This window comes from Streptomyces sp. NPDC059455 (assembly GCF_042750115.1).
Classification (GTDB): Bacteria; Actinomycetota; Actinomycetes; order Streptomycetales; family Streptomycetaceae; genus Streptomyces; species Streptomyces endocoffeicus.
The window spans coordinates 45,568-69,643 of sequence record NZ_JBHYVB010000031.1; the positions used below are offsets into that span (position 1 = coordinate 45,568).

Consider the following 24,076-nt stretch of genomic DNA (forward strand, 5'->3'; position numbering starts at 1 on the left):
ACCCAACCGGGGGAATGAGACGGTCGCAGGTAAGGCGAGGTGCTCGGGATGGTGGCTCCGCCGGACGACGAGATGCTCGCGGCACGCGCCGTGTCGTACGCCTACGGCGGCTCGCCCGCCCTTATCGGGGTCTCCCTCGGCGCCCGGAAGGGTGAGATCGTCGCCGTCACCGGTCCGCGCGGCTGTGGCAAGACCACCCTCCTCGCCTGTCTGGCGGGCCAACTCGTCCCGGACAGCGGGGAGGTGTGGTTCAAGGGCGTCCCCGTGCACTCCCTCCCTCCACTCGGCCTCGAACGGCTGCGGCGCGAGCACTTCGGCTGGATCGGCACCGAACCCCAGCTCGTCCCCGAGCTCACCGCCTGGGAGAACGCCGCGCTCGCCCTGATGCTGCGCGGCACCGGGCGGCGCGCCGCGAAGAGCGCCGCGTGCGAGTGGCTGGACCGGCTCGACATCGGCGAGTGCGCCCGGGCACGGCCCGCCGCACTGCTGCAGTCGCAGCGCCAGCGGGTCGCGCTCGCCCGGGCGCTGGCCGCCGGGCCCAGCGTGCTCTTCGCCGACGAGCCCACCGCCCCGCTGCACCAGACCGACCGCGCCCAGATGCTGCGCACCCTCACCTCGGCGGCCCGCTCCCACGGCATCACCGTGGTCCTCGCGACGCACGACCAGGAGGTGGCCACCCTCGCCGACCACACCGTCGCCCTGCTCGACGGGCGCCGGTTGGGCTCGGACCCCTCCGAGGCGGAAGGCAGGGCCGCGTGCTCAGCCTCCGCCTAGCCCGCGGCGCCAGCCCGTCCGTGCTGCTGCGGCGGGCGCTGGTCACCGTCGCGGCGGCGGGCGCGAGCTTTCTGCTGCTGAGCGCCCTCGGGTTCGCCTCGGCCCATCCGGACGACTCGCAGGGAGCGGTGGGGCGGCTGCTGTGGTGCCTCGTACCGCTGGCCGCGACCGTCCAGCTGGCCACCGCCGTGGGCCGCGCCGACCCCAGCACCGGCCCCGGCCCCGGTTTCGCGGCGGCCGGAGTCGGCCCGGCCCGTGCGGCGCTGCTCGCGGCGGTCTCGATGGCGGCCGCCTGTGCGCTCGGCGGTGTGCTGGCGCTGCTGGTCTTCCTGCATCTGCGCGGCGATCTCGGCGACTCCTGGCTGGGCTGGGCCGGAAGCGGGGCGGCCGACCGGCAGCTCGGCGGCGGCCGGCCGCTGCCCTTGGCCGGTACGGTCACGCTGCTCGCCGTCGTCCCGGTGGTGGTGGGCGCGGCGTGCGCGGCCGGGCTGTGGCCCCGGCAGCCGAGGGCGGTCCACCAGCCGGTCCGCGGACCACGGGGCACCGGCCGCCCGGCGGTCCCGGCCCGGCCCACCGTTGTGACGGGGCCGGTCGCGCCCGGGCCCCACCAGGCCACCTCCGGACTTCCCTGGGGCATCGCCCTGACCGCGGCCGGACTCGCCCTGCAGGCGTACGCGAGCGGTAACGCACCCCCGCTCCCCGACGCCCTGCTCGCCGTCCCGGGCCGGCTCGGCGGCAACCCGCCCGGTGTGGTGGGCGGCTGGGCTCTGGCGGCGCTCGGGCTGGTGCTGGCCGGGCCCGGCCTCACCCATCTGTGCGGCAGGCTGCTGGCCGTCGGGCGGCCTGGCGTGCTGCGCCTGCTGGCCGGGCGCATGCTCCAGCAGGAGGCCGGGCTGATCGGACGTCCGATCGGCGCGCTGTGTGCCCTGGCCGCCGCCGGATTCACCGTCCTCGAACTGTACGGAAGGGCCTCCGGGCCGTCCGGCGCCCATGCCTTCGGCCCGCTCACCGGTCTGGGCGCGGCCCTGGTCACGCTGTGCGCCGCGGCCGCGACCCTGACCGCGGTCGTGGAAGCGAGGAGCGCGCGCGAGCGCACGACGGCCGCCCTGGTCCGCCTCGGCGCCCCGGCCCGGCTGCTCCGCGGGGCGGCCGCGCTGCGCGCGACGGCCCTGCTGGCGCTCCTGGTACCGCTGGTGTGGATGGTGGCGCATCTCACGGCGATGCCGTTCCACCGCTGAAAATCCCGGGTGTCGGTGTTCATGCCTGGATTGTGCGGCGAAGCGGCCCGGTCACGATTGCCCTAATCCACAGCCCCCCACCTCCGGTGTGATTAGCATGTCGGCGTGCAGGAACCAGACCGGGAAATAGAGTCCATCGAGGAGTTCGACCAGGTCGTCGCCCGCGGCACCCTGGCCGGGTTCCGGGTCCAGTCCGTGGACCTGACAGGCCGTACGGCCGCGCTCCTCGCCACCGACACCAGCGAGTCCGTCTTCCTCGGCTGCCCGATGGAGACCGAGGCGGCGGCGAAGGTCCGGGCCGGGGGCGCGTTGGTGTTCCCGCCGGTGCCGGATCTGCCGTTCGATCCGTACCGCGGCACCCTCTACTCCCCCGCGGAGCTCTTCGAGGGCCTCACCGAACACGGTTACGCGCGGACGCCGGACGCGCTCGCCTACGCCTGGTTCCAGCGGACCAAGACCGACGGCGACATCTTCGCCTCGATGCTGCGCTCCATCCACGACGACGCGGTCTCCGACGCGCTCGACGAATTCCTCGTCGGGACGCGGGTGGTGGGCGTCATGGGCGGCCACGCGCTGGCGCGCGGCTCCGACGGATTCGCGGGCGCCGCACGGCTCGGCCGGGCCCTGGCGCGGACCGGTCTCACGGTCGCGACGGGCGGCGGACCGGGCGCGATGGAGGCCGCGAACCTCGGCGCCTACACGGCCCCGCACGAGGACGCGGTGCTGGTCGAGGCACTCGAACTACTCGGCAAGACACCCTCCTTCCGTCCGTCCATCGGGGCTTGGGCCGAGGCCGCCTTCGCGGTGCGCGAGCGCTGGCCGGACGGCGGGGCGTCGGTCGGCATCCCCACCTGGTTCTACGGGCATGAGCCGCCGAACGCGTTCGCCTCGCACATCGCCAAGTATTTCGCCAACGCCACCCGCGAGGACGGACTGCTGGCGCGCTCGACCGCGGGCGTGGTCTTCCTGCCCGGCGCCGCCGGGACCGTCCAGGAGATCTTCGACAACGCGACGCCGAACTACTACGAGTCGCGCGGTGAGCCGACCCCGATGGTGCTGGTGGACCGGGACCACTGGACCCGGCGGCTGCCGACCTGGCCGCTGCTCGAAGCGCTCGCGGAGGGACGGTCCATGAAGGCCCGTATCGCTCTGGTGGACTCGGTGGACGAGGCGCCCGAGGCGCTGCTGTCGATGCTGGGCTGAACCGGCGTCAAGGAAGCGCCGGGCACCAGGAGGCGTTCCAGCGGAGGCAAGGGGCCCTGGTGTCAGGGCTCGGGGTCCAGGAGCACCACGTCGGCCGGGTCGATGACCGCCCCGACCCGGGCCCCCGTCTCCGGGGCGTCCCGCAGGCCGCAGGACGCCTCCAGATGCGGCGCGGCCGGGTCCGACAGCCGCAGGATGAGCGCCACATGGTCGCCACGGAAGGTGCGCGCCACCACGGTGCACGCCAGCCCCTCCTCCGGGTCCGTCAGCCGTACCCCGGCAGGGCGGACCAGCAGCCTGCCGGGGCCCGGCCGGGAGCCGGACGGCACGGGCAGCTTGCCCCATACGGTGTCGGCGACCTCACCGTGCACGATCGCCTCGACCACATTGTCGAAGCCGAGGAAGCGGGCGACGAACTCGGTGGCGGGCCGCTGCCACACCTCCAGCGGGGTGCCGGTCTGGGCGATCCGGCCGTTCTCCATCACCACCACCCGGTCCGCGAGCGCGAACGCCTCCCCCTGGTCATGGGTGACCGCGAGAACGGTGGTCCCCAGTCGTTCGAAGAGCTCGCGCAGCTCCACCACCAGCCGCTCCCGCAGCCCCCGGTCGAGCTGGCCCAGCGGCTCGTCCAGCATCAGCAGCTTGGGCCGCGGGGCCAGCGCGCGGGCGAGCGCCACCCGCTGCTGCTCACCGCCGGAGAGTGAGTCGACGGGGCGGCGCTGGGCACCCGGCAGTCCCACGAGCTCCAGCAGTTCGGCGACCCGGCGATCCGCCTCCGCGCGACCCACCTTGCGCATCCGCAGCCCGAAGGCGACGTTGCCGCCCACGTCCCGCTGCGGGAAGAGCTGGTGGTCCTGGAACATCAGCCCCACGCCGCGCCGGTGCGTGGGCACCCCGCTCTGGTCGCGTCCGGCGAGCCACACCCGGCCGGCGTCGGGGCGCTGCAGCCCGGCCACCGCACGCAGCATGGTGGACTTACCGCTTCCGCTCGGGCCCAGCACACAGACCGTCTCGTGCTCGGCGACCTCCAGGTCCACGGCGTCCAGCGCGTCGCGCCGGCCGAACCTTACGGTCACCTCGTCCAGTCGCAGCAGCGTCATTCAGAACTCTCCGGAACGGTCGGTGCGGATGCGCTCGAGCGCCAGCAGCGATCCGGCGCAGACCAGCATCAGGATCGTGCTCAGGGCCATCGCCTGCCCGTAGGTGAGCTGACCGGCCCGGCCCAGGAAGCGGGCGATGGCCACCGGGAGGGTCGGATGGTCGGGGCGCGCGATGAAGACGGTCGCCCCGAACTCGCCCAGGGACACGGCGAACGCGAAGCCCGCCGCGACCGCCACGGCCCGCCCGACCAGCGGCAGGTCCACCTCCCGCCAGACCCGCCACGGGGACGCCCCGAGCACGGCCGCCGCCTCCCGGAGCCGGTGGTCCACCGCCCGCAGCACCGGCAGCATGGTCCGTACGACGAAGGGCACGCCCACCAGGGCCTGGGCGAGCGGCACCAGGATCCAGGAGGCGCGCAGATCCAGCGGGGGCTCGTCCAGGGCGATCAGGAACCCGAACCCCACCGTGACGGCCGAGGTGCCCAGCGGCAGCATCAGCAGCGCGTCGAAGCCCCGTACCAGCATGCCCGCCTTACGGGTGAGCGCCGCGGCGGCGAGACCGCCCACGACCAGGGCGAAGACGGTGGCGACCGCCGCGTACCACAGGGAGTTCCCGACGGCCTCCATGGGAGCCACGAAGAAGGTGCCCCCGCTGTCGGCGGCCGACCGCAGCGCCTCGTAGTAGGTGAAGCCGTAGCCGTCCGGGCCGTTCAGCGAGCGCTCCACCAGCACCGCGAGCGGTGTCACGATCAGCAGCGCGACCACCGCCAGCACGCCCCACAGCAGCGCCCACTGGGCCGGGCCCTTCGGGCGGCGCACGGTGCGGCCCGGGTCGACGAGCCGCAGGGCGCTCTCTCGGCGCCTTACGGTCCACGCGTGCAGGGCCAACACGGCCGCGACAGCGGCGAACTGGAGAAGGGTCAGCACCGCGGCCGTGGGGAGGTCGAGCAGCTGCGCGGTCTCCCGGTAGATCGCCACCTCCAGGGTGGCGTAGCGGGGGCCGCCCAGGATCTGGATCACGCCGAAGGAGGTGAAGGTGAACAGGAACACCATCAGCGCGGCCGCGGCCACGGCGGGGGCCAGCGCGGGCAGCGTCACCCGGCGCCAGGCCGACAGCCGGCTCGCGCCGAGCACCCGCGCGGCCTCCTCCTGGCGCGGGTCGAGCTGGGCCCACAGCCCGCCCACGGTCCTGACGACGACCGCGTAGTTGAAGAAGACATGGGCCAGGAGGATCGCCCAGACGGAGGTGTCCAGCCGCACCCCCCACAGCTCGTCCAGCAGCCCGCCCCGGCCGAGCAGTGCCAGGAAGGCCGATCCGGCGACCACGGTCGGCAGGACGAACGGCACGGTCACCACGGCCCGCAGCAGCCCCTTGCCGGGAAAGTCGAAGCGGGCGACGACATAGGCACCGGGCAGCGCCACCGCGAGCGTGAGGGCGGTCGACGCGACCGCCTGCCAGCAGGTGAACCACAGGACGTCCAGCGTCGCCGGATCGGTCACCACCTCGGCGATCCGGCCGAACCGCCACCGCCCGTCGGCGCGCAGCCCCCGGGTGACGATGGCGGCCACGGGATAGGCGAAGAAGACCGCGAAGAAGGCGAGCGGCACCGCCATCAGGGCGAGCCGGAGAGCGATCGCGCGACGGCCTCCGCCCTCGCCCCTCTCGGCCTTACGGTGGCCGTCGGCCTTCTTACGGTTCTCGCGGGGCTCTACAGGACCAGCGAGGACCATGTCTTGACCCACGGCTCACGGTTCTTGGCGATCTTCTGCGGAGCCAGGGTGGCCGAGTCGGCGATCCTGACCCCGTATCGGGTGAACAGCTCCGGCAGCTTGGCGTCCTCGCGCGCCGGGTTGACGTACATGTTCAGCGGGACGTCCTCCTGGAACCGCTTGCTCAGCAGGAAGTCCAGCAGCGCCTTGCCGCCCTTGGTGTTGCCGGCGCCGTTCAGCAGTCCGGCGAACTCCACCTGCCGGAAGCAGGTGCCCGTCGCGACCCCGGTGGGGGCTTTCGCGGGCTTGCTCTTGGCATCGGCCACCTCGGCCGGCGGGCTGGAGGCGTAGGAGACGACGAGCGGCCGGTCGCCCTTGCCGCCGCCGGCCGAGCCGGAGAACCGGTCGTAATACGCCTGCTCCCAGCCGTCGACGACCTCGACGCCATTGGCCCGCAGCTTCTTCCAGTAGCCCTTCCAGCCGTCGTCGCCGTACTTCGCGGCCGTGGCGAGGAGGAAGCCGAGACCGGGGGACGAGGTGGCGGCGTTCTCGGTGACGAGGAGGTTCTTGTAGGCGGGCTTGGTCAGATCGTCCAGCGTCCGGGGCGGCGACAGCTTCTTGTCGGCGAAGTACTTCCGGTCGTAGTTGACGCAGATGTCGCCGAAGTCGACGGGGGTGACGCGGTGCTCGGCCCGGTCGAGCTGAAGGGCCGCCGGGACCTTGTCGAGCCCCTTCGCCGTGTAGGGGGTGAACAGGTCGTTGTCGAGCGCGCGGGAGAGGAGGGTGTTGTCGACGCCGAAGAACACATCGCCCTGAGGGTGGCCCTTGGACAGGATCGCCTGGTTGACGGCGGCTCCGGCGTCGCCCCCGGCCTGCACGCGCACCTTGTAGCCGGTCTCCTTGGTGAACTCCTTGAGGACCGCCTTGGAGGCCGCGAACGAGTCATGCGTGACCAGGGTGACCGTCTTGGAGTCCGAGCCGCTCTTGGTGTCCTCGCCGCAGCCGACGAGCGCGCTCAGGGCCAGTGAGCCGAGGAGGGCGGCCGAGATGGCACGCCGAAGCTGGCTGTTCATGGTGATGCTGACTCCCTACGCCGGTATGACCCGGATCAGGTCCGAGGGTCTGCGGCCGTGCCGCACTCTCAGCGCTCTGAGCGCTCCCCTGTCGGAATGTTCACTTGTACGGACGTTCACTTCTATGACGATCACATGATGCAACGATGCCCAGGCACCGTATCAGCCGGTGCTCAGCGCTCCGAAGCCGCCAGCTGTCCGCAGGCCCCGTCGATCTCCTGGCCCCGGGTGTCCCGGACGGTCACCGGCACCCCATGGGCCTCCAGGGCCGCCACGAACGCCTTCTCGTCCTCGGGCCGGGACGCCGTCCACTTGGAGCCGGGCGTCGGGTTGAGCGGGATGAGGTTCACATGCACCCGGTGGCTCTTGAGCAGCCGGCCGAGCAGATCGGCGCGCCATGCCTGGTCGTTGATGTCCTTGATCAGCGCGTACTCGATGGAGATCCGGCGGCCGGACTTCTCCGCGTACTCCCACGCGGCGTCCAGGACCTCGCGCACCTTCCAGCGGGTGTTGACCGGCACGAGCGTGTCGCGCAGCTCGTCGTCGGGCGCGTGCAGCGACACCGCGAGGCGGCACTTGAAGCCCTCGTCGGCGAACCGCAGCATCGCCGGGACGAGGCCGACGGTGGAGACGGTGATACCGCGCTGCGAGAGGCCGAGGCCGTCGGGCTCGGGGTCGGTGAGCCGACGGATGGCGCCGACGACACGGTTGTAGTTGGCCAGCGGCTCGCCCATGCCCATGAAGACGATGTTGGACAGCCGGGCCGGGCCGCCGGGGATCTCCCCGTCCCGGAGGGCCCGCATCCCGTCGACGATCTGGTGCACGATCTCGGCGGTGGACAGATTGCGGTCCAGTCCCGCCTGCCCGGTGGCACAGAACGGGCAGTTCATCCCGCAGCCCGCCTGTGAGCTGATGCACATGGTGACCCGGTCCGGGTAACGCATCAGAACGGACTCCACGAGCGTGCCGTCGAACAGTCGCCACAGCGTCTTGCGCGTGGTGTCGTCGTCACAGCTGATGTGCCGCACCACGCTCATCAGATCCGGCAGCAGCCCGGCGGCCAGCTTCTCGCGCGCGGCGGCCGGAATGTCGGTCCATTGAGCGGGGTCGTCGGCATAGCGCACGAAGTAGTGACGCGACACCTGACCTGCCCGGAAGGGCTTCTCCTCGAGGGCGGCGACGGCCTCCCGGCGCTCGGCGGGTGTGAGGTCGGCAAGATGCCGCGGGGGCTTCTTGGCCCCACGCGGCGCGACAAAGGTGAGTTCTCCGGGCTTAGGCATGGTTTTCCCAGTGTCGCAGACGTACGAAGGGCCCCGCGCCGGGAGGGGCGCGGGGCCCGTGGGCGGGCGTGGTCAGCCGCCACCCACGAAGATCACCAGCAGCAGCCACACCACCGGGGCGGTGGGCAGCAGCGAGTCGAGCCGGTCCATGATCCCGCCATGGCCGGGCAGCAGTTTGCCCATGTCCTTGATGCCGAGATCGCGCTTGATCATGGATTCGCCGAGGTCGCCGAGGGTCGCGCTGACCGCGGCGACGAGGCCGAGCAGCAGGCCCTGCCACCAGACGCCGTCGTCGATGAGGTACTGCATGCACAGGGCGCCCGCGACCATCGCGAAGGCCACCGCGCCCAGCAGCCCCTCGCGGGTCTTGCCGGGGCTGATGCGCGGGGCCAGCGGATGCTTGCCGAAGCGCCAGCCCACCGCGTACGCACCCGTGTCGCTGACCACGGTCAGCAGCAGGAAGGTCAGGACCCGCCACGGGCCGTCGTCGGTGTCGAGCATGAGCGCCACGAAAGTGGCCAGAAACGGCACGTAGAAAGCGGCGAAGACGCCCGCCGTGACATCCCTGAGGTAGTTGTCGGGCGGCTCGGTCATCCGCCAGACCAGCACCGCGAGCGCCGTAAGGGCGACCGCGACCACCGCGCCCTGGGCGCCGCGCACATAGCCGGCGACGACCATGGCGACCCCGCCGACGGCGAGCGGCACCAGGGGGACCCGGATGTCCTTGCGCTCGGTCAGCCGCGAGGTCAGCTCCCAGAGCCCGACCACCACCGCGACCGCCACCACGCCGACGAACACGGGCTTGTAGATGAAGAGCGAGGCCAAGATGATCACACCGAGGCCGATGCCCACCCCTATCGCGGCGCGCAGATTCCGGCCCGCGCTCTTCTTGCCCTGCCCGGCTCCGGCGCCGCGCGCGCCGTCGGAGGCCGGGTCGGGCGCGGGGTCGGGGGGCGTCGGCCGGCGCCCGGCGGGCTGCCGGGGGCCGGGCTGCGGCTCCCGCTCGTCGCGGAAGAGGGGGCCGCTCAGCCGAGCGGCCCCCCGGTCACGGTCGGCGGCCTCGCCGGAGTCGTCGCCTGCGTGGGGCACGGTGGGCATGGGGCGAGTTTGCGCCGCCTCACCCACCTCGTGCGCGGGACCCGCCGAAGAAGTGGGCACCTCCCAGCCATAGCCAGGGGAGGTGCCCTGACCGCCCGGTCCCCGGAGTCCGGCGCTTGGTGGGGCCCCCCAGGAAGAGTCGTTCATCAGACCTCGAGCAGCTCGGCTTCCTTGTGCTTGAGCAGCTCATCCACCTGCGCGACATACTTCGCCGTGGTGTCGTCGAGCTCCTTCTCCGCGCGGCGCCCCTCGTCCTCGCCGACCTCGCCGTCCTTGATCAGCTTGTCGATGGACTCCTTGGCCTTGCGGCGGACGCTGCGGATCGAGATCTTCGCGTCCTCACCCTTGCCCTTGGCGACCTTGATGAACTCCTTACGGCGCTGCTCGGTGAGCTCGGGGAACACCACACGGATGATGTTGCCGTCATTGCTCGGGTTGACGCCCAGGTCGGAGTCCCGGATCGCCTGCTCGATGTTGCGGAGCGCGGTCTTGTCGAACGGCGTGATCACGGCCATCCGCGGCTCCGGCACCGAGAACGACGCCAGCTGATTGATCGGCGTCAGCGCACCGTAGTAGTCCGCCACGATCTTGTTGAACATCGCCGGGTGCGCACGCCCGGTGCGGATCGCGGCGAAGTCCTCCTTGGCGACCACAACGGCTTTCTCCATCTTCTCCTCGGCCTCGAGGAGGATCTCTTCGATCACCACTTGCTCCTGGTGTTATCAGTAAGCAGAGCCTCGCCCCTGCGCGCGTCTTCTCCTGCACGGTGTCCGACCGGCAGGCCGTTGTCCATCCCCCGTTCGAGCCGTCAGGCCCGGGAGCCCTGGTCGCTCACCAGCGTGCCGATCTTCTCACCCTTCACGGCACGCGCGATATTTCCTTCGGCCAGGAGCTCGAAGACGAGGATGGGCAACTTGTTGTCCCGGCAGAGGGTGATCGCGGTGGCGTCGGCGACCTTGAGGTCCCGGGTGATCACCTCGCCGTACTCCAAGGCGTCGAACTTCACCGCGTCGGGGTTGCGGGCGGGGTCGGAGTCATAGACCCCGTCCACGCCGTTCTTGCCCATGAGCAGGGCCTGCGCGTCGATCTCCAGCGCTCGCTGGGCCGCGGTGGTGTCCGTGGAGAAGTACGGCATACCCATACCCGCGCCGAAGATGACCACACGCCCCTTCTCGAGATGGCGCACCGCCCGCAGCGGAATGTACGGCTCCGCGACCTGGCCCATGGTGATGGCGGTCTGGACGCGGGAGTCGATGCCCTCCTTTTCCAGGAAGTCCTGGAGGGCGAGACAGTTCATGACGGTTCCGAGCATGCCCATGTAGTCCGAGCGGGCCCGGTCCATACCGCGCTGCTGCAGCTCCGCACCGCGGAAGAAGTTACCGCCGCCGATGACGATGGCGATCTCGGCACCGTCCCTGACCACGGCAGCGACCTCGCGGGCGATGGCGTGCACGACATCGGGATCGACACCGAGTCCCCCGCCTCCGGCGAACGCCTCGCCGGACAGCTTCAGCAGGAAGCGACCGTGTGGGGCCGCGCCGTGCGCCTTCTTGTCATCGGCGGCCTGTTTGGCGTCCGCGCCGTGATTCATTGGAGATCTCCTCGTGCACATACGAAGAAGGCCACTGCCGGACGGGTCCTGTTACGACCTCTGCGGCAATGGCCTCCTCGTCACATCTGCGGCCGACCGGTCGACGGTTGGCTGCCTACGACCCTATCGGGGTCGCCGGTCATTCGCTGCTCGGCTCAGACGCCGACGCGGAAACGGGCGAAGTGCTTGAGCGAGACACCGGCCTCGTCCAGGATCTTCTGGACGGACTTCTTGTTGTCCTTGGCGAACGGCTGGTCCACCAGCACGTTCTCCTTGAAGAAGCCGGTGACGCGACCCTCGATGATCTTCGGCAGGGCGCCCTCGGGCTTGCCCTCCTCGCGGGCGGTGGCCTCGGCGACCCGGCGCTCGTTCTCGACCGTCTCGGCCGGGATCTCGTCGCGGGTCAGGTACTTCGGGGCGAAGGCGGCGATGTGCTGCGCGACGTCCTTGGCGACCGTGGCGTCTTCCTTGTCCAGCTCGACCAGGACGCCGACCTGCGGCGGCAGGTCCGGGCTGGTGCGGTGCATGTAAGCCGCGACGAAGCCGCCGGAGAACTGCGCGAAGCGGTCCAGGACGATCTTCTCGCCGAGGGTCGCGTTGGCCTCGTCGACGAACGCCTGAACGGTCTTGCCCGCCTCGATCTCGGAGGCCAGCAGGGCCTCCAAGTCGGCCGGGGAGGTCTTGGCGACGTGGGCGGCGATGGCGTCGGCGACGACCACGAACTTTTCGCCCTTGGCCACGAAGTCGGTCTCGCACTTCAGCTCGACCAGCACGCCGGAGGACTTGTCGTCCGCGATGAGGGAGACGACGGCACCGTTCTCGGCGCTGCGGCCCTCACGCTTGGCCACGCCCTTCTGGCCCTTGACGCGCAGAATCTCGACGGCCTTGTCGACGGCGCCCTCGGCCTCGTCCAGCGCCTTCTTGCAGTCCATCATGCCGGCGCCGGTCAGCTCACGGAGCTTCTTGACGTCAGCGGCGGTGAAGTTCGCCATGATCTGTAAATCTCTTCTCGAAAGTCGAAAGCTCTACGGGTGAACGGCGGGGGCGGCGCCACTGGCACCGTCCCCCGCCGTCATACACCGTCTGAGTGACGTCTGAGTGGTCAGCCCTGCTCGGTGCCCGCGGCGGGGGTCTCGGCGGGCGTGGCGTCCTCGGCGGGCGTGACGTCCTCGGCGGGCGTGACGTCCTCGGCAGGCTTGTCCGCGGCCGCCTCGGCGGGCGTGGCGGCGTCCTCGGCGGGCTTGTCCGCGGCGGCCTCGGCCGGCTTGGCCTCGGCCTCGTCGGCCTTCTTCTCGCCCTCGAGCAGGTCGCGCTCCCACTCGGCGAGCGGCTCGCCCGCGGCCTTGTCGGCCTTCTCGTCACCGGTGGCGACACCGGAACGGGCGATGAGGCCCTCAGCGACGGCGTCGGCGATCACCCGGGTGAGCAGGGTGACGGAGCGGATCGCGTCGTCGTTACCCGGGATCTTGTAGTCGACCTCGTCCGGGTCGCAGTTGGTGTCGAGGATCGCGACGACCGGGATCCGGAGCTTGCGCGCCTCACCGACGGCGATGTGCTCCTTCTTGGTGTCCACGATCCAGACGGCGCTCGGCACCTTCTGCATCTCGCGGATACCGCCGAGGGTCTTCTCCAGCTTGGCCTTCTCGCGGGAGAGGACCAGGAGCTCCTTCTTGGTGAGGCCGGAGGCGGCCACATCCTCGAAGTCGATCTGCTCGAGCTCCTTCAGGCGCTGCAGGCGCTTGTAGACGGTCGAGAAGTTGGTGAGCATGCCGCCCAGCCAGCGCTGGTTGACGTACGGCATGCCGACGCGGGTCGCCTGCTCGGCGATGGCCTCCTGCGCCTGCTTCTTGGTGCCGACGAACATGATGGAGCCGCCGTGGGCGACGGTCTCCTTGACGAACTCGTAGGCGCGGTCGATGTACGACAGCGACTGGAGCAGGTCGATGATGTAGATGCCATTGCGCTCGGTGAAGATGTAGCGCTTCATCTTCGGGTTCCAGCGGCGGGTCTGGTGCCCGAAGTGGACGCCGCTCTCCAGCAGCTCCCGCATCGTGACGACGGCCATGGCCGTACTCCTTGAGGTACTCGGTTCCACGGCGGCCGGGCGGCCGCCGCTCCTGACGTCCCGGCGCGCCTGCCACGGACGGAGCCCTTTCGGGGGTCGTCCGAGGACCGAGGGGCGCGGCCACCGAGCTGACCGATGCGCGATCGGAGCACCGGTGGCGGGGCGTGCGAAGTCGATCCGGTGACCCGGATCGCCATAAGAAGTGTACGGGACCGGTACGGTGCGGGGTGACGGCGTTATCCACAACCCGTGAGTAGTCCCCCGATTCCGTCCATGATCCACCCGTTTCGGGCCGCCCGGCCATCGTGGGGGGCATGCGAAGGCTTGTGGTGGGGTGGGCTCTTGCCCTGGTGATTCTCGTGCTGTCGGTGCCGTCGATGCCGACGGCCTCTCTTCCGGTGTTACCTCTTTCGGCGGCACGGGCCGCGGCGGCGGATCCGCGCGCCGCGCCTGCTTCGCGCGCGGCGCCGGAGCCGGGGACGAGGGCGGGCGGAGGACAGTCGAGGCCGGGCGGGGGGCGGTCGTGGCCGGTCGACGGTGCGCCGGGCGCGGTGCGGCCTGCCGTGCTGAGGGGCTGGCGGCCGCCTCCGGCACCCTGGGCGGCGGGGCACCGCGGGGTCGACCTCGCGGCGCGTCCGGGCGAGCGGGTCCGGGCGGCGGGCCCGGGGCGGGTGAGCTTCGCGGGCCCGGTCGCGGGCCGTGGTGTGCTGGTGATCGAGGTGTCCGGGACCGGCTCCCCTCCCCTGCGCACCACCTACGAACCGGTGCGCGCCACGGTGGCCAAGGGGGAGCGGGTGGCCGCCGGGCAGGTGGTCGGCGTGGTGGCGCCGGGCCCCTTCCACTGCCGGTCGAGCTGTCTGCACTGGGGGCTGCGGCGCGCGGACCGCTATCTCGATCCCCTGTCGCTGCTGCCGCCGTCAATGCTGCGGGGTGGGCCGTCCCGGCTGCTCCCGGTGTTCGGGGTGCGCGACGCGCCCACGCTCTCCGCGCTCGCCTCCCCCGCCGGGGACACCCGGCTGCCGGCGGCCGCGGCACTGATGGCGGCATCCCTCTGGGCCCGGATCCGGCTGGGTCGCCAGGGCCGGTCCGGGTCGCCCGGGTCGCCCGGGTCGATCCAGGTGGCCGCCCGGTCGTCCGGGCCGCGCCCCGTGCGCGCCCACGCGGACAGTGAAAGGGCCGGGCGGTCAGCCCCGGACGCCGCGCAGGGCCATGGCGACGGCCGCCTCGGTGATCCGCTCGGGGTCCTCGGCCGCGCCGAGCTCGATGCGCCGGACCGCGGCGTCCACGACGCCCTGGAGCAACACGGCCGAGAGCCGGGGCTGCTCATGCCCGAGGGTCGCGAGGGCCTCGACCACCATGGCGATCAGCCCGCCGTGGGCGGCCCGGATCTTCTCCCGCGCGCCCGCGTCCAGCTCACCTGCGGAGATCGCCACCACCGCGCGGTGCCGACGGTCGCCGACGAGCGCGAGCTGACGGCGGACATACGCCTCGATCTTCGCCTCTGCCCCGTCTGCCCGCTCCATCGCGGCCTCGACCTCGGCGGCCCAGACCGGGAAGTCCACGGCGCACAGCTCCTCGACCACGGCGGCGCGGGAGCGGAAGTACTCATAGACGGAGGACCGTGCGAGTCCCGTGCGCTCGGCGAGGGCGGGGAAGGTCAGCGCCTCCGTGCCGCCCTCGGACAGCAGGGTGCGGGCAGCCTCCAGCAAGGCCGCGCGCTGCATCGTCCGGTGCTCGGCCACTGAGGCCGCTCGAATCCTGGGCACCCGGCCACTCTACGGAAGAGGCCGCCCGGAGGGCGATGCCGGAGGGACGATTCAGCGCCCGACATCGGCGAGTTTCGCCCGCAGCTGGAGCACCGACTTGGTGTGGATCTGGCTGACCCTGCTCTCGGTGACGCCGAGCACCTGGCCGATCTCGGCGAGCGTGAGCCCTTCGTAGTAGTAGAGCGTGACCACGGTCTTCTCCCGCTCCGGGAGGGTGTTGATCGCCCGAGCGAGCAGTCGGCGCAGCTCCCGGTCCTCGGCCACCTCGACGGGGTTGTCCGCGGCGGTGTCCTCAAGGGTGTCCATGAGGCTGAGCCGGTCACCGCCCTCGCCGCCGACGTGCAGCAGTTCTTCCAGGGCGACCACATTGGCGAGCGACAACTGACTGAAGACGCCGTGCAGTTCCTCGAGGCTGATGCTCATCTCGGTGGCCACCTCGGCCTCCGAGGGGGTGCGGCGCAGCTGGGCCTCCAGGGTGGCGTACGCCCGCTCCACGGCCCGGGCCTTCTGGCGGACCGACCGCGGGATCCAGTCCAACGCCCGCAGCTCATCGATCATCGCGCCGCGGATCCGGGTGATCGCGTAGGTCTCGAACTTGATGGCGCGCTCGGGGTCGAACTTCTCGATGGCGTCGATGAGTCCGAAGACCCCGGACGAGACGAAGTCCGCCTGCTCGACATTGGAGGGCAGCCCGACGCTGACCCGGCCGGCCACATATTTCACCAGCGGTGAGTAGTGCAGGATCAGCTGCTCCCGCAGCCGGCCGTCGCCCGTGGTCTTGTACGACCGCCACAGCTCGTCGAGCGATGAGGGCGCGGCAGGGTGCACCGCGCCGCGGGCCGCGGGCGGCGCCGCGCTGTCAGACCCGGAGATGTGCTGGGGCATTCGTCGCCTTGAGCCGTTCTGCCATGACATGGGTGAGGACGTACGCTTCCGCCGGAAACCTTGTGAGCGTAGCGTGACTAGGGCGTCGCGGTATGCGAAGGGCGTCGGCTCGGCGGTGTGCGGATACGGTCATCGCCTCAACCCTTTCACCCGATTGCCCCGATTCGGGGGATCGCCTCGCCGTGCACCGTCGGTCCGGCGCACGGGCGGGACCAACTCCCATCGATCGCCATGACGTTCGACAAAGCCCAGGGCGAGCAGTTCATGGAGCCGGCCCAGGGCCTCGTCGCAGCCGGTCCCGGATTCCCGGGCCACATCCCGCAGGTGGTTGCCGCCCCGTGCCGACAACGCTTCCAGCACCCGTGCCGTCACGGGATCGAGCAGGTCCCGCTCGACCAGCGGCCCACGCCGCTCCGGGGCGAGGTCTCCGATGCCGCCGATGAGCTCGGCCACTTCGGCGGCGTCGGTGACCAGAACGGCCTCGCCGCGCAGCAGTTCATGCACCCCGGCCGAGAGCCCGCTGGTCACCGGTCCGGGCACTCCCATGGTGGATCGCCCGAGCTGTTGTGCCCGGCGCGCGGTGACCAGCGATCCGCTGCGGTACTGGGCCTCGACCACGACCGTGCCGCGGGTGAGCGCGGCGATGACCCGGTTGCGGAGCACGAATCTGGGGCGCGTCGGATGCGCTCCGGGTGGTAACTCGGCCAGCACCAGGCCCTGTTCCGCGATGCGCCCGATCAACTCGGCGTGCGCTCGCGGATAGGGGACGTCCACACCGGAGGCGAGCACCGCGATGGTGGCCCCGCCCGCGGCGAGCGCCCCTCGGTGAGCCGCGCCGTCCACGCCGTGGGCCGCCCCGGAGACGACCACCCAGCCCCGCTCGGCAAGCCCCGTGCCGAGGGATGCCGCGACATGCGCGCCGTAGTCACTACAGGCCCGCGCGCCCACCACGGCGACCGAGCGCAGCGCCCACATCCGCAAGTCGGCCCGGCCGCGCACCCATAACCCGACCGGGCGAGCGTCACCGAGATCGTCGAGCTGACCGGGCCAGTCCAGATCCCCGGGGCAGATGAACCGTCCGCCACACCGGGCGATCAGCGCGAGGTCGCCGACCGGGTCCACCCCGGCCGCCCGGAGGGCACATCCGGCCAGCCGCTCCCCGGTGGCCCCGGGCGGGGGCTTGCCCTTCCCGGTGAGCGCCCGCCACAGCGCCACCGGCCCCATACGGCGCAGCCAGCGCCCCACGGTCTCGTCCCCGGGCTCCACGAGCCGGGTGAGCGCCGCCCGCGCCAGCCGCTCCTCGTCCGGAACGCCCCGCCGCTCAGCGAACTCCTGCCCCTCGTCCGGGGTGGCCCGCCGCTCGGGGAGCCCCTGCCCTTCGTCGCAGGCGCCCGGCCGCTCGGTCAGCCCCTGTCCCTCATCCCAGCCGCCCTGCCCCTGCCCAGGCTCGGAGAACAGCGCGGGAACGGCGCCGCCGCTACCCGTCGAAGGAGCCGACATCAGCACTCCCCCGCCGCGACCGGCACCCCGCGGCTGATCCCGGTGCGCAGCTGCAGCGCCTGGGCGATGTCCGGTGCCATGGGCCGGTCGTGCCCGGCCAGGTCGGCGACGGTCCAGGCGACCCTCAGCACCCGGTCGAGGCCCCGGGCGGTGAGCAGCCCGCGCTCCATATCGCGCTCGGCCTCGCGCAGCGCCCCGGAGGACGGCTGCCAGCGGGTGCGCAGCTCATGGCCCGGCACCTCACTGTTCAGCCGCCAGGGCGTGCCGTGGAGTCGGGCGGCGGACCGCTCCCGGGCCTCCCGGACCCGGGCCGCGACGGACGCGCTGCTCTCCGCCCCGGCACGCGCCCCGGTGAGCTCGGTCCGGCTCACCGCCTCGACGCGGACCCGCAGGTCCACCCGGTCCAGCAGCGGTCCCGACAGCCGTGCCTGATAGCGGCGGACCGTGGCGGGCGAGCACTCGCAGACGTCGCCCATCAGACCGTGGCGCCCGCAAGGGCAGGGGTTGGCCGCCAGCATCAGCAGGAAGCGCGCCGGCATCCGCATCATCCCGGCGGACCGGGCGACCACCACATGCCCCGACTCCAGGGGCTGCCGCAGGGCGTCCAGCGCCTTCCCGCTGAACTCGGGAGCCTCGTCCAGGAAGAGCAGTCCGCGGTGGGCGAGCGAGACCGCGCCGGGGCGGGGCAGGCCGTTGCCCCCGCCGACGAGCGCGGCCATGGTCGCCGAGTGATGCGGGGCGCAGTACGGCGGGGTCTCCACCAGGGGCTGCCCCGGCGGGAGGACCCCGGCGACCGAGTGGACCGCGGTGACCTCCAGGGCCTCCTGCTGGGTGAGCGGCGGCAGCAGTCCGGGCAGCCGCTCGGCCAGCATGGTCTTCCCGGCGCCCGGAGGGCCGTTCAGGAAGAGGTGGTGCCCGCCCGCGGCCGCGACCTCCAGGGCGGTGCGCGCGGCCCGCTGCCCCGCTACCTCGGCCAGATCGGGCCGCCCCGCCCCGGCCCCGGGCACCGCGGCGACACTGGTGCCCATACCGGCGCCGGGCACGGTGAGCCCCGCCAGCATCGGATCGGGGCGGCCCAGCTCCTGGGGCTCCTCCTCCTCGGGCACCGGCTCGTCCGTCAGCACCGCGATCAGCTGGCGCAGGCTCCGCACGCCCAGCACCGAGACGCCCGGCACCAGGGCCGCCTCCGCCGCCGTCTGCTCGGGGACCACGACCTGGCGGTAGCCCGCCTCGGAGGCGGCGAGCACGGCGGGCAGCACCCCGCGGACCGGCCGCACCCGGCCGTCCAGCCCCAGCTCCCCGATCATCATCAGATCGGCGATCTCACGTGGGTCCACGCGCTCGGCCGCGCCGAGCACCGCGCAGGCCACGGCCAGGTCGAAGCCGCTGCCGCCCTTGGGGACGGATGCCGGGCTGAGTCCGACCGTGAGCTTCCTCTGCGGCCATTCGCCGCCGGAATTGACCACGGCCGCGCGGACCCGGTCCCGGCTCTCCACCAGGCTCTTGTCGGGCAGCCCGACGAGGGTGAAGGCGGCCACTCCCGGCTCCAGATCGGCCTGGACCTCCACCACCACGCCCTCGACCCCGACCAGCGCCACCGAGCAGGTGCGGGCGAACCCCATCAGGCCACCCCTCGCACATGCTCGACCACGGGCGCGCCCCGCCGGGGCAGCACCACGCCCACCACATCGATCCGCACCCCGCCCGGCGGCGGGCCGCCGTGCCGCTCGAGCCAGCGCTCCGCCAGCCACCGCAGCCGCTCGGTCTTGTCCGGTCCGACGGCCGCCATCGGATGCTCGTAACCACCCTCGCGGCGCGTCTTGACCTCGCACACCACCAGCGCTCCGGCGTCGAGCGCGACGATGTCGATCTCGCCGTCCCGGCATCGCCAATTGCGCTCCAGGACGGTCATCCCGGCTTCCGCCAATGTGCGGACCGCCACATCCTCGCCGTAGCGGCCCAGCGCTCCTCGGGCGTTCATTCGGCACCACCTCCGGCACCGACTGTGACGCCCCCGCGCCCCGCTCAGGGATCTTGGAGCATTCCTGTGGACAGCCGTCCGGCTGTGGAAAACTCAGCCACCCGGAAGGTTGAGTCAGCCACCCGAAAGATTGGGGTCAGTCGCCCGAAAGGCGGGGTCAGCCTCCCGGAAGACGCAGTCAGCCGCCCGGGAGATCGAGGTCGCTCTTGTTCAGCTCCTCGATATTCACGTCCTTGAACGTGAGAACCCGCACCTGCTTCACAAAACGGGCCGGGCGATACATGTCCCAGACCCAGGCGTCAGCCATCGACACCTCGAAGAAGACCTCACCCTGGACCGAGTGCACCTGCATCTCGTAGTCGTTGGTGAGATAGAAGCGGCGCTCGGTCTCGATCACATATTTGAACAGACCGACGACATCGCGGTACTCCCGGTAGAGCTTCAGCTCCATCTCGGTCTCGTACTTCTCGAGGTCCTCGGCGCTCATGGCATGTTCCCCTTCAGCCGTGCGTCCCCCCATTGTGCGTCAGACGCGCTCAGTCTCCAGGATCACCGGTGCAGTCGGGGGTCCCTCGACGAGCAGCGTACGCAACAGCTCCGCCAGCCGTGTCGGATACACCGGCTCGGTGGCCGTGGCCAGCTCATCCGCCGTCCACCAGCGCAGACCGGCCACGCTCCGCCGCTCCAGCTCCGTCAGCCCGCCGCCGGCCCGCGCCGGGGTCTGTTGGGTACGACACAGGTAGTACCACTCGTCCTGGTCCCAGCGCCGGCCGGCGAACGGGAAGGAGCAGATCCGCCGCCACAGCAGTGGGCCGAGCCGCACATCGGTGATCCCGGTCTCCTCCGCGAGCTCCCGGAGCGCGGCCTCCTCACGGCTCTCCTCGCCCTCCAGGCCGCCACCCGGGGTGAACCACCAGGTGGACGAGGGATCGTCCGGCTCGAAGCCGTGCAGCAGCAGGATCCGGTCCTGCGGGTCCAGCAGCACCACCCGGGCGACCTTCCGCAGCCGTCGCTCGTCCGTGCCGGTCCGCCCGGCTCCGCCGGGCCCCTCAGCCACTCGCGGTCACCTTCCCCTTCGCCGCCTGATCCCGCCGTGCGCCGCCGCCCGGCCTGCGCCGGGCGATCGGCCCATGGGCCGCGCCCGCCAGGATCAGCACCGCGCCCACGATGACCGCGATCAGGATCGGTCCCAGCGGCCCCGGCTGCGAGATCCCGCCCGGCAGCGCCTTGAAGGCATCGGGCCGCCCCACGGTCCCCCAGGACCCCAGCGGCCAGGCGGTGGCGTCCACCCGGGCGTCCACCGCGCCGCGCTCCACGGCGCCGCCCGCCTCGTCGGTGAGGTGCACCCGGGAGTCCAGGGAGTCGCTGCGATGGTCGCCCATCAGGAACAGCCGGTTCTTGGGCACGGTGGTGGAGAAGACCGAGGAGGACGCCTGCTCCTCCGAGCGCAGATACGGTTCCTCGAGGACCTTGCCGTTCACCCGCAGCCGGCCCTGCTTGTCACAGCACTCGACCCGGTCGCCGCCGACCCCGATGACCCGCTTCACCATGGGCAGGTCGCCCCACACCTGGTCGCGGAAGACCACCACATCGCCGCGGCGCACGTCGCCGCCGTCGACCCGCTCCGCCAGCACCCGGGCGCCCTTGCCGATCGTCGGCGTCATGGAGTCGGTGGGGACCGTGTACGGCTTGTAGAGCAGCGCGCCCCAGACGAAGCCGCCGAGGAACAGCACACAGCCGACGGCCACCGCCAGCCCGGACAGCACGCTGCCGGGCGTGCGCCGCGGCTTGCCGCCCCCCACCCCTTGGGCTCCGCTCATTCCAGTGCTCCCGCCGTACGCAACAGACGTAGAAGATCAGGTTCCGTGTGCCCCGGGGCACACGGAACCGCACCTTACCCGGCGGTACCGGCCCCGTCAGCAGTCAGCGGTCAACCGCTCCGGCCGACTCTCGGCCTCCGTACGGACCTTGGCGATCAGTCGGCGGCGGCGCCACAGCACGATCGGCAGCGCACCAGCGAACCCCAGGGCCGAGGGGGCCACCGCGGCGGCCGCGCTCAGACCCGGCTGGTCGAAGGTGCTCGGCACCGGCAGGGTGGTCCAGCGGTTGATCGGCCAGGCGATGACGATCGCGCGCCCGACGACATCGTCCACCGAGACCGTGCCGTTGTTCAGGTTCTGGTGGTAGCGGGAGTCCAGCGAGTCCTGCCGGTGGTCGCCCATCACCCAGATCCGGCCATCGGGCACCTTGATCGGGCCGAACGGCTTCTCGTCGCAGGGGGTGTTCCCGGGGAAGATGTACGGCTCGTCCAGCGGCTTGCCATTGACCATCACCTTGCCGCCGCGCTTGCAGGAGACGGTGTCCCCGCCAACCGCGATGACCCGCTTGATCAGGTCCTTCTCCTCCGCCGACGGCATCAGCCCGATGAAGCTGAGCGCCTTCTGGATGCCCTCGGCGACCGGGCCGGAGCTCTGGGTCTGCGACTCGCCGAGCCAGCCGCCCGGGTCGTGGAAGACGACCACCTCGCCGCGCTCCGGCTCGGAGCCGAACCACGGGGTGAGCTTGTCCACCAGCACCCGGTCGCCGCGCTGCAGGGTGTCCTGCATCGAGTCGGACGGGATCGAGAACGCCTGCACCAGGAAGGTCTTGATCAGCAGCGCCAGAGCCAGCGCGATGATGACCAGGATCGGCAGCTCCTTCCAGAAGGAGCGCACCTTCTTGGGCCTGCCGAGCTTCCTGGGCCCGCCGGGCTTCCCGGGGCCCGGCTTCGACGCCTCGTCCCCGGGCCCGGACGGATCAGCCGCGCCGGGACCGTCCTGGGGATCGGAGGGTTCCGGCCCGCCATCGGCTCCGTGCGGTTCCGACGCCCTGGGCGCGGCAGCCGCCCCGTTCGTGGGTGCACCGGCTGCGGGCGCCTCGTCCGCCCCGTCCGTGGGGTGCTCCGCCCCCGTCCCGGGCTGCCTCTCGGGCTCTTCGTGACCGGATCGTGCGCCGACCGCCAAATCCCCCACATCCACTCCTCACGACTGACTGCCGCCTGCCCCACGAACGGCGCAGGATCACCACTCCCATAACGAGCGGGAGTTCCGCAGGGGTCGGGAGCTGGACCATTCCTTGCTGATCCATGGGGGACAGCCTATGTGCCGAGCCCTCGGCCTGTGTCGCCCCACTCGGCGCGTCCTTCACCGAGGCGTAGGTGCCCGGTTCCTCGAGCCGCCGCATGTGCCCGAACGGCCAAGCGATCACCACGGCGCGGCCGACCACCATGTTGTCCGGCACCGTGCCCTGGTACGGCTCGTCCAGATGGACCCGGGAGTCCGCCGAGTTGGATCGGTGATCACCCATCACGAACATCCGCCCCTGAGGGACCGTCACCTTGAACTGCTTCTGCGACGGCGGATTGCCCGGATGCAGATACGGTTCGTTCAGCGGCGTCCCGTTGACGGTGACCTTACCGTTCGTATCGCAGCACTCCACCGTGTCGCCGCCCACCGCGACCACCCGCTTGATCAGGTCCTGCTCGTCGGAGGACGGCAGCAGCCCGATGAAGGTCAGGAACTCCTTGCCCTGCTTGATGACCGGCGGGTCGTCCTTGGGCGGCTTCCGCTCGTCGTCCAGCCACCCCCCGGGGTCCTTGAACACCACCACATCACCGCGCTCCGGCTTCGAGCCGAACCACGGGGTGAACTTGTCCACCAGCACCCGGTCGCCGATCCGGATGGTCTGCTCCATCGAGCCGGACGGAATGACGAACGCCTGCACCAGGAAGGTCTTCAGGACGAGCGCGATCACCAGCGCAACGCCCACCAGGATCGGTATCTCCTTGACGGCCGAACGGCGCCGCCTGCGCTTGATGCGGCGCTGGATCTTGCGCCGCTCCGCGCGGCCGCCCACCCGGCGCTCGCCCGGCGGACGGGGAGTGCCCAGGTCGACGTCGGCGGGCGGAGCGGCCTGGTGCGCCCTGGCACGAGGACGCCCACGCTTACCCATGGGCACCACCGGGTGCAGCGGACGGTATGCGGCCGGGCGCCGCGGGCACGCTCGTGAAGGCGTCCGTCCGGGGTACGCCGGACCAGCGGCCGAACGGCCAGCCGATCCATTCGGCGCGGCCGACCACCTTGTCGACGGGGACCGTGCCCCCGCCCGGGGCGCCCAGATAGTCGCGTGAGTCCCGGGAGGCGTCGCGGTGGTCGCCCATCACCCACAGCCGTCCTTCGGGCACGGCGATGTCGAAGCGCACCCGCGAGGGGCTGTCCCCGGGGCGCAGATAGTCCTCGTCCACCGGCTGACCGTTCACCTCGATCCTCCCCCGCTCGTCGCAGCAGGTGACCCGGTCACCACCGATGCCCACCACGCGCTTGACGTAGTCGGACTCGGCCGGTTCGGCCAGCCCGACCGCCGCGGCCGCCTTGCGCAGCAGACCCGTCACCGGATTCCCGGACGGCTCCTCCTCGCCGAAGGAGCCGGCTCCGTCGAACACGACAACGTCGCCGCGGCGCGGATCGTCCCCGAAACGGTAGGCGAGCTTGTTCACAAGCACCCGGTCCCCAGGGCGGAGGGTGCTCTCCATGGAACCGCTGGGGATCAGGAACGGCTGCAGCACAAAGCCGCTCACCAGCAGCACGAAGGCGGCACAGGCGGTCGCGAGCAGCGCAGCCCGCCGCCACCGCCCGCCACCGGTCAGCCGGCCCCAGGCCGGCCTGCGCGGCAGCCGACCGGCGGACGGGGGCTCCCCGGCCCGCGCGGAGGCATGCGAAGAGCGCGGCCGCGGGGGGGGCGGGCGCGGCCGGCGCGGGCGGGGGGGGGGGGCGC

General features: G+C 71.9%; 22 protein-coding genes, 2 pseudogenes and 1 riboswitch. Of the genes and pseudogenes, 4 read left to right on the top strand and 20 right to left on the bottom strand.

Annotated elements, in window-relative coordinates; translation table 11 throughout:
• The first annotated feature begins 48 nt into the window (after positions 1 to 48).
• The 3 genes from ACFXB5_RS13925 to ACFXB5_RS13935 all read left to right on the top strand — a co-directional run bounded on the left by ACFXB5_RS13925 (position 49) and on the right by ACFXB5_RS13935 (position 3,215).
• On the top strand, positions 49 to 774 hold the full coding sequence (locus ACFXB5_RS13925) for an ABC transporter ATP-binding protein (protein ID WP_385206696.1): 726 nt from the start codon (positions 49 to 51) through the stop codon (positions 772 to 774).
• Positions 756 to 2,012, top strand: a complete 1,257-nt coding sequence (locus ACFXB5_RS13930; protein ID WP_385206699.1) for a hypothetical protein — start codon at positions 756 to 758, stop codon at positions 2,010 to 2,012. The genes ACFXB5_RS13925 and ACFXB5_RS13930 overlap by 19 nt, the downstream gene beginning before the upstream one ends.
• Positions 2,013 to 2,117: 105 nt before the next feature.
• The gene (locus ACFXB5_RS13935; protein ID WP_385206702.1) at positions 2,118 to 3,215 is read left to right on the top strand and encodes an LOG family protein; all 1,098 of its coding nucleotides are present in this window, start codon (positions 2,118 to 2,120) and stop codon (positions 3,213 to 3,215) included.
• A 62-nt stretch (positions 3,216 to 3,277) separates the two neighbouring features.
• On the opposite strand, the gene ACFXB5_RS13940 is transcribed toward ACFXB5_RS13935, so the two are convergent.
• The 9 genes from ACFXB5_RS13940 to rpsB all read right to left on the bottom strand — a co-directional run bounded on the left by ACFXB5_RS13940 (position 3,278) and on the right by rpsB (position 13,132).
• Positions 3,278 to 4,315 (bottom strand): ABC transporter ATP-binding protein, encoded by a 1,038-nt coding sequence (locus ACFXB5_RS13940; RefSeq protein ID WP_385206704.1) that lies wholly within the window; start codon positions 4,313 to 4,315, stop codon positions 3,278 to 3,280.
• Positions 4,316 to 5,929 carry an ABC transporter permease gene (locus ACFXB5_RS13945; RefSeq protein ID WP_385206766.1) on the bottom strand — a complete coding sequence of 538 codons (1,614 nt, stop codon included), beginning with the start codon at positions 5,927 to 5,929 and terminating at the stop codon, positions 4,316 to 4,318.
• Between the two features lie 95 nt (positions 5,930 to 6,024).
• Positions 6,025 to 7,098: a thiamine ABC transporter substrate binding subunit gene (locus ACFXB5_RS13950; protein ID WP_385206707.1), complete on the bottom strand. Its 1,074-nt coding sequence runs from the start codon at positions 7,096 to 7,098 to the stop codon at positions 6,025 to 6,027.
• Positions 7,094 to 7,198: riboswitch (TPP riboswitch) on the bottom strand. (Overlaps the previous gene by 5 nt.)
• A gap of 73 nt (positions 7,199 to 7,271) precedes the next feature.
• A complete protein-coding gene (gene rlmN, locus ACFXB5_RS13955) occupies positions 7,272 to 8,378 on the bottom strand; it encodes a 23S rRNA (adenine(2503)-C(2))-methyltransferase RlmN (RefSeq protein ID WP_385206709.1) in 1,107 nt (368 codons plus the stop codon).
• A 72-nt stretch (positions 8,379 to 8,450) separates the two neighbouring features.
• A complete protein-coding gene (locus ACFXB5_RS13960) occupies positions 8,451 to 9,623 on the bottom strand; it encodes a phosphatidate cytidylyltransferase (RefSeq protein ID WP_385206712.1) in 1,173 nt (390 codons plus the stop codon).
• Positions 9,623 to 10,180, bottom strand: a complete 558-nt coding sequence (frr, locus tag ACFXB5_RS13965; RefSeq protein ID WP_385206715.1) for a ribosome recycling factor — start codon at positions 10,178 to 10,180, stop codon at positions 9,623 to 9,625. The genes ACFXB5_RS13960 and frr overlap by 1 nt, the downstream gene beginning before the upstream one ends.
• A 104-nt stretch (positions 10,181 to 10,284) precedes the next feature.
• The gene (gene pyrH, locus ACFXB5_RS13970; protein WP_020868133.1) at positions 10,285 to 11,067 is read right to left on the bottom strand and encodes a UMP kinase; all 783 of its coding nucleotides are present in this window, start codon (positions 11,065 to 11,067) and stop codon (positions 10,285 to 10,287) included.
• Positions 11,068 to 11,222: 155 nt separating this feature from the next.
• Positions 11,223 to 12,059, bottom strand: a complete 837-nt coding sequence (tsf, locus tag ACFXB5_RS13975) for a translation elongation factor Ts (protein WP_385206719.1) — start codon at positions 12,057 to 12,059, stop codon at positions 11,223 to 11,225.
• A gap of 110 nt (positions 12,060 to 12,169) precedes the next feature.
• On the bottom strand, positions 12,170 to 13,132 hold the full coding sequence (gene rpsB / locus ACFXB5_RS13980; protein WP_385206722.1) for a 30S ribosomal protein S2: 963 nt from the start codon (positions 13,130 to 13,132) through the stop codon (positions 12,170 to 12,172).
• A gap of 377 nt (positions 13,133 to 13,509) precedes the next feature.
• On the opposite strand from rpsB, the pseudogene ACFXB5_RS13985 reads away from it, so the two are divergent.
• Positions 13,510 to 13,971 (top strand): annotated as a pseudogene (locus ACFXB5_RS13985) (peptidoglycan DD-metalloendopeptidase family protein); the annotation flags it as partial.
• A gap of 345 nt (positions 13,972 to 14,316) precedes the next feature.
• On the opposite strand, the gene ACFXB5_RS13990 reads toward ACFXB5_RS13985, so the two are convergent.
• The 11 genes and pseudogenes from ACFXB5_RS13990 to lepB (ACFXB5_RS14040) all read right to left on the bottom strand — a co-directional run.
• Complete coding sequence (locus ACFXB5_RS13990; protein WP_385206769.1) at positions 14,317 to 14,856, bottom strand: TetR/AcrR family transcriptional regulator; 540 nt, start codon at positions 14,854 to 14,856, stop codon at positions 14,317 to 14,319.
• Between the two features lie 93 nt (positions 14,857 to 14,949).
• Complete coding sequence (gene whiG, locus ACFXB5_RS13995; RefSeq protein ID WP_020868137.1) at positions 14,950 to 15,783, bottom strand: RNA polymerase sigma factor WhiG; 834 nt, start codon at positions 15,781 to 15,783, stop codon at positions 14,950 to 14,952.
• A 129-nt stretch (positions 15,784 to 15,912) separates the two neighbouring features.
• A complete protein-coding gene (gene dprA / locus ACFXB5_RS14000; protein WP_385206725.1) occupies positions 15,913 to 17,283 on the bottom strand; it encodes a DNA-processing protein DprA in 1,371 nt (456 codons plus the stop codon).
• Positions 17,283 to 18,905: a YifB family Mg chelatase-like AAA ATPase gene (locus ACFXB5_RS14005; protein WP_385206728.1), complete on the bottom strand. Its 1,623-nt coding sequence runs from the start codon at positions 18,903 to 18,905 to the stop codon at positions 17,283 to 17,285. Before ACFXB5_RS14005 ends, dprA begins: the two co-directional genes overlap by 1 nt.
• Positions 18,905 to 19,264, bottom strand: coding sequence for a YraN family protein (locus tag ACFXB5_RS14010; RefSeq protein ID WP_201850838.1), 360 nt, complete (start codon positions 19,262 to 19,264; stop codon positions 18,905 to 18,907). The genes ACFXB5_RS14005 and ACFXB5_RS14010 overlap by 1 nt, the downstream gene beginning before the upstream one ends.
• A gap of 178 nt (positions 19,265 to 19,442) precedes the next feature.
• Positions 19,443 to 19,751 (bottom strand): DUF2469 domain-containing protein, encoded by a 309-nt coding sequence (locus tag ACFXB5_RS14015; protein ID WP_009714730.1) that lies wholly within the window; start codon positions 19,749 to 19,751, stop codon positions 19,443 to 19,445.
• A gap of 39 nt (positions 19,752 to 19,790) precedes the next feature.
• Complete coding sequence (locus ACFXB5_RS14020) at positions 19,791 to 20,321, bottom strand: NUDIX hydrolase (protein ID WP_385206732.1); 531 nt, start codon at positions 20,319 to 20,321, stop codon at positions 19,791 to 19,793.
• On the bottom strand, positions 20,314 to 21,084 hold the full coding sequence (lepB, locus tag ACFXB5_RS14025) for a signal peptidase I (RefSeq protein WP_385206734.1): 771 nt from the start codon (positions 21,082 to 21,084) through the stop codon (positions 20,314 to 20,316). Before lepB (ACFXB5_RS14025) ends, ACFXB5_RS14020 begins: the two co-directional genes overlap by 8 nt.
• Before the next feature lie 96 nt (positions 21,085 to 21,180).
• The gene (gene lepB / locus ACFXB5_RS14030; protein ID WP_385206738.1) at positions 21,181 to 22,275 is read right to left on the bottom strand and encodes a signal peptidase I; all 1,095 of its coding nucleotides are present in this window, start codon (positions 22,273 to 22,275) and stop codon (positions 21,181 to 21,183) included.
• Between the two features lie 277 nt (positions 22,276 to 22,552).
• Positions 22,553 to 23,254, bottom strand: a pseudogene (gene lepB, locus ACFXB5_RS14035) (signal peptidase I); the annotation flags it as partial.
• Positions 23,247 to 24,076 (bottom strand): signal peptidase I (lepB, locus tag ACFXB5_RS14040; protein WP_385206741.1); only part of this gene is annotated, 830 nt, incomplete at its 5' end. The pseudogene lepB (ACFXB5_RS14035) and the gene lepB (ACFXB5_RS14040), both read right to left, overlap by 8 nt.

Coding starts and splice junctions, on each gene's coding strand:
- ACFXB5_RS13925 (WP_385206696.1), top strand. CDS start 49: ATGGTGGCTCCGCCGGACGACGAGATGCTCGCGGCACGCGCCGTGTCG.
- ACFXB5_RS13940 (WP_385206704.1), bottom strand. CDS start 4,315: ATGACGCTGCTGCGACTGGACGAGGTGACCGTAAGGTTCGGCCGGCGC.
- ACFXB5_RS13945 (WP_385206766.1), bottom strand. CDS start 5,929: ATGGCGGTGCCGCTCGCCTTCTTCGCGGTCTTCTTCGCCTATCCCGTG.
- ACFXB5_RS13950 (WP_385206707.1), bottom strand. CDS start 7,098: ATGAACAGCCAGCTTCGGCGTGCCATCTCGGCCGCCCTCCTCGGCTCA.
- rlmN (WP_385206709.1), bottom strand. CDS start 8,378: ATGCCTAAGCCCGGAGAACTCACCTTTGTCGCGCCGCGTGGGGCCAAG.
- ACFXB5_RS13960 (WP_385206712.1), bottom strand. CDS start 9,623: ATGAACGACTCTTCCTGGGGGGCCCCACCAAGCGCCGGACTCCGGGGA.
- pyrH (WP_020868133.1), bottom strand. CDS start 11,067: ATGAATCACGGCGCGGACGCCAAACAGGCCGCCGATGACAAGAAGGCG.
- tsf (WP_385206719.1), bottom strand. CDS start 12,059: ATGGCGAACTTCACCGCCGCTGACGTCAAGAAGCTCCGTGAGCTGACC.
- rpsB (WP_385206722.1), bottom strand. CDS start 13,132: ATGGCCGTCGTCACGATGCGGGAGCTGCTGGAGAGCGGCGTCCACTTC.
- ACFXB5_RS13990 (WP_385206769.1), bottom strand. CDS start 14,856: ATGCAGCGCGCGGCCTTGCTGGAGGCTGCCCGCACCCTGCTGTCCGAG.
- whiG (WP_020868137.1), bottom strand. CDS start 15,783: ATGCCCCAGCACATCTCCGGGTCTGACAGCGCGGCGCCGCCCGCGGCC.
- dprA (WP_385206725.1), bottom strand. CDS start 17,283: ATGTCGGCTCCTTCGACGGGTAGCGGCGGCGCCGTTCCCGCGCTGTTC.
- ACFXB5_RS14005 (WP_385206728.1), bottom strand. CDS start 18,905: ATGGGGTTCGCCCGCACCTGCTCGGTGGCGCTGGTCGGGGTCGAGGGC.
- ACFXB5_RS14010 (WP_201850838.1), bottom strand. CDS start 19,264: ATGAACGCCCGAGGAGCGCTGGGCCGCTACGGCGAGGATGTGGCGGTC.
- ACFXB5_RS14015 (WP_009714730.1), bottom strand. CDS start 19,751: ATGAGCGCCGAGGACCTCGAGAAGTACGAGACCGAGATGGAGCTGAAG.
- lepB (WP_385206734.1), bottom strand. CDS start 21,084: ATGAGCGGAGCCCAAGGGGTGGGGGGCGGCAAGCCGCGGCGCACGCCC.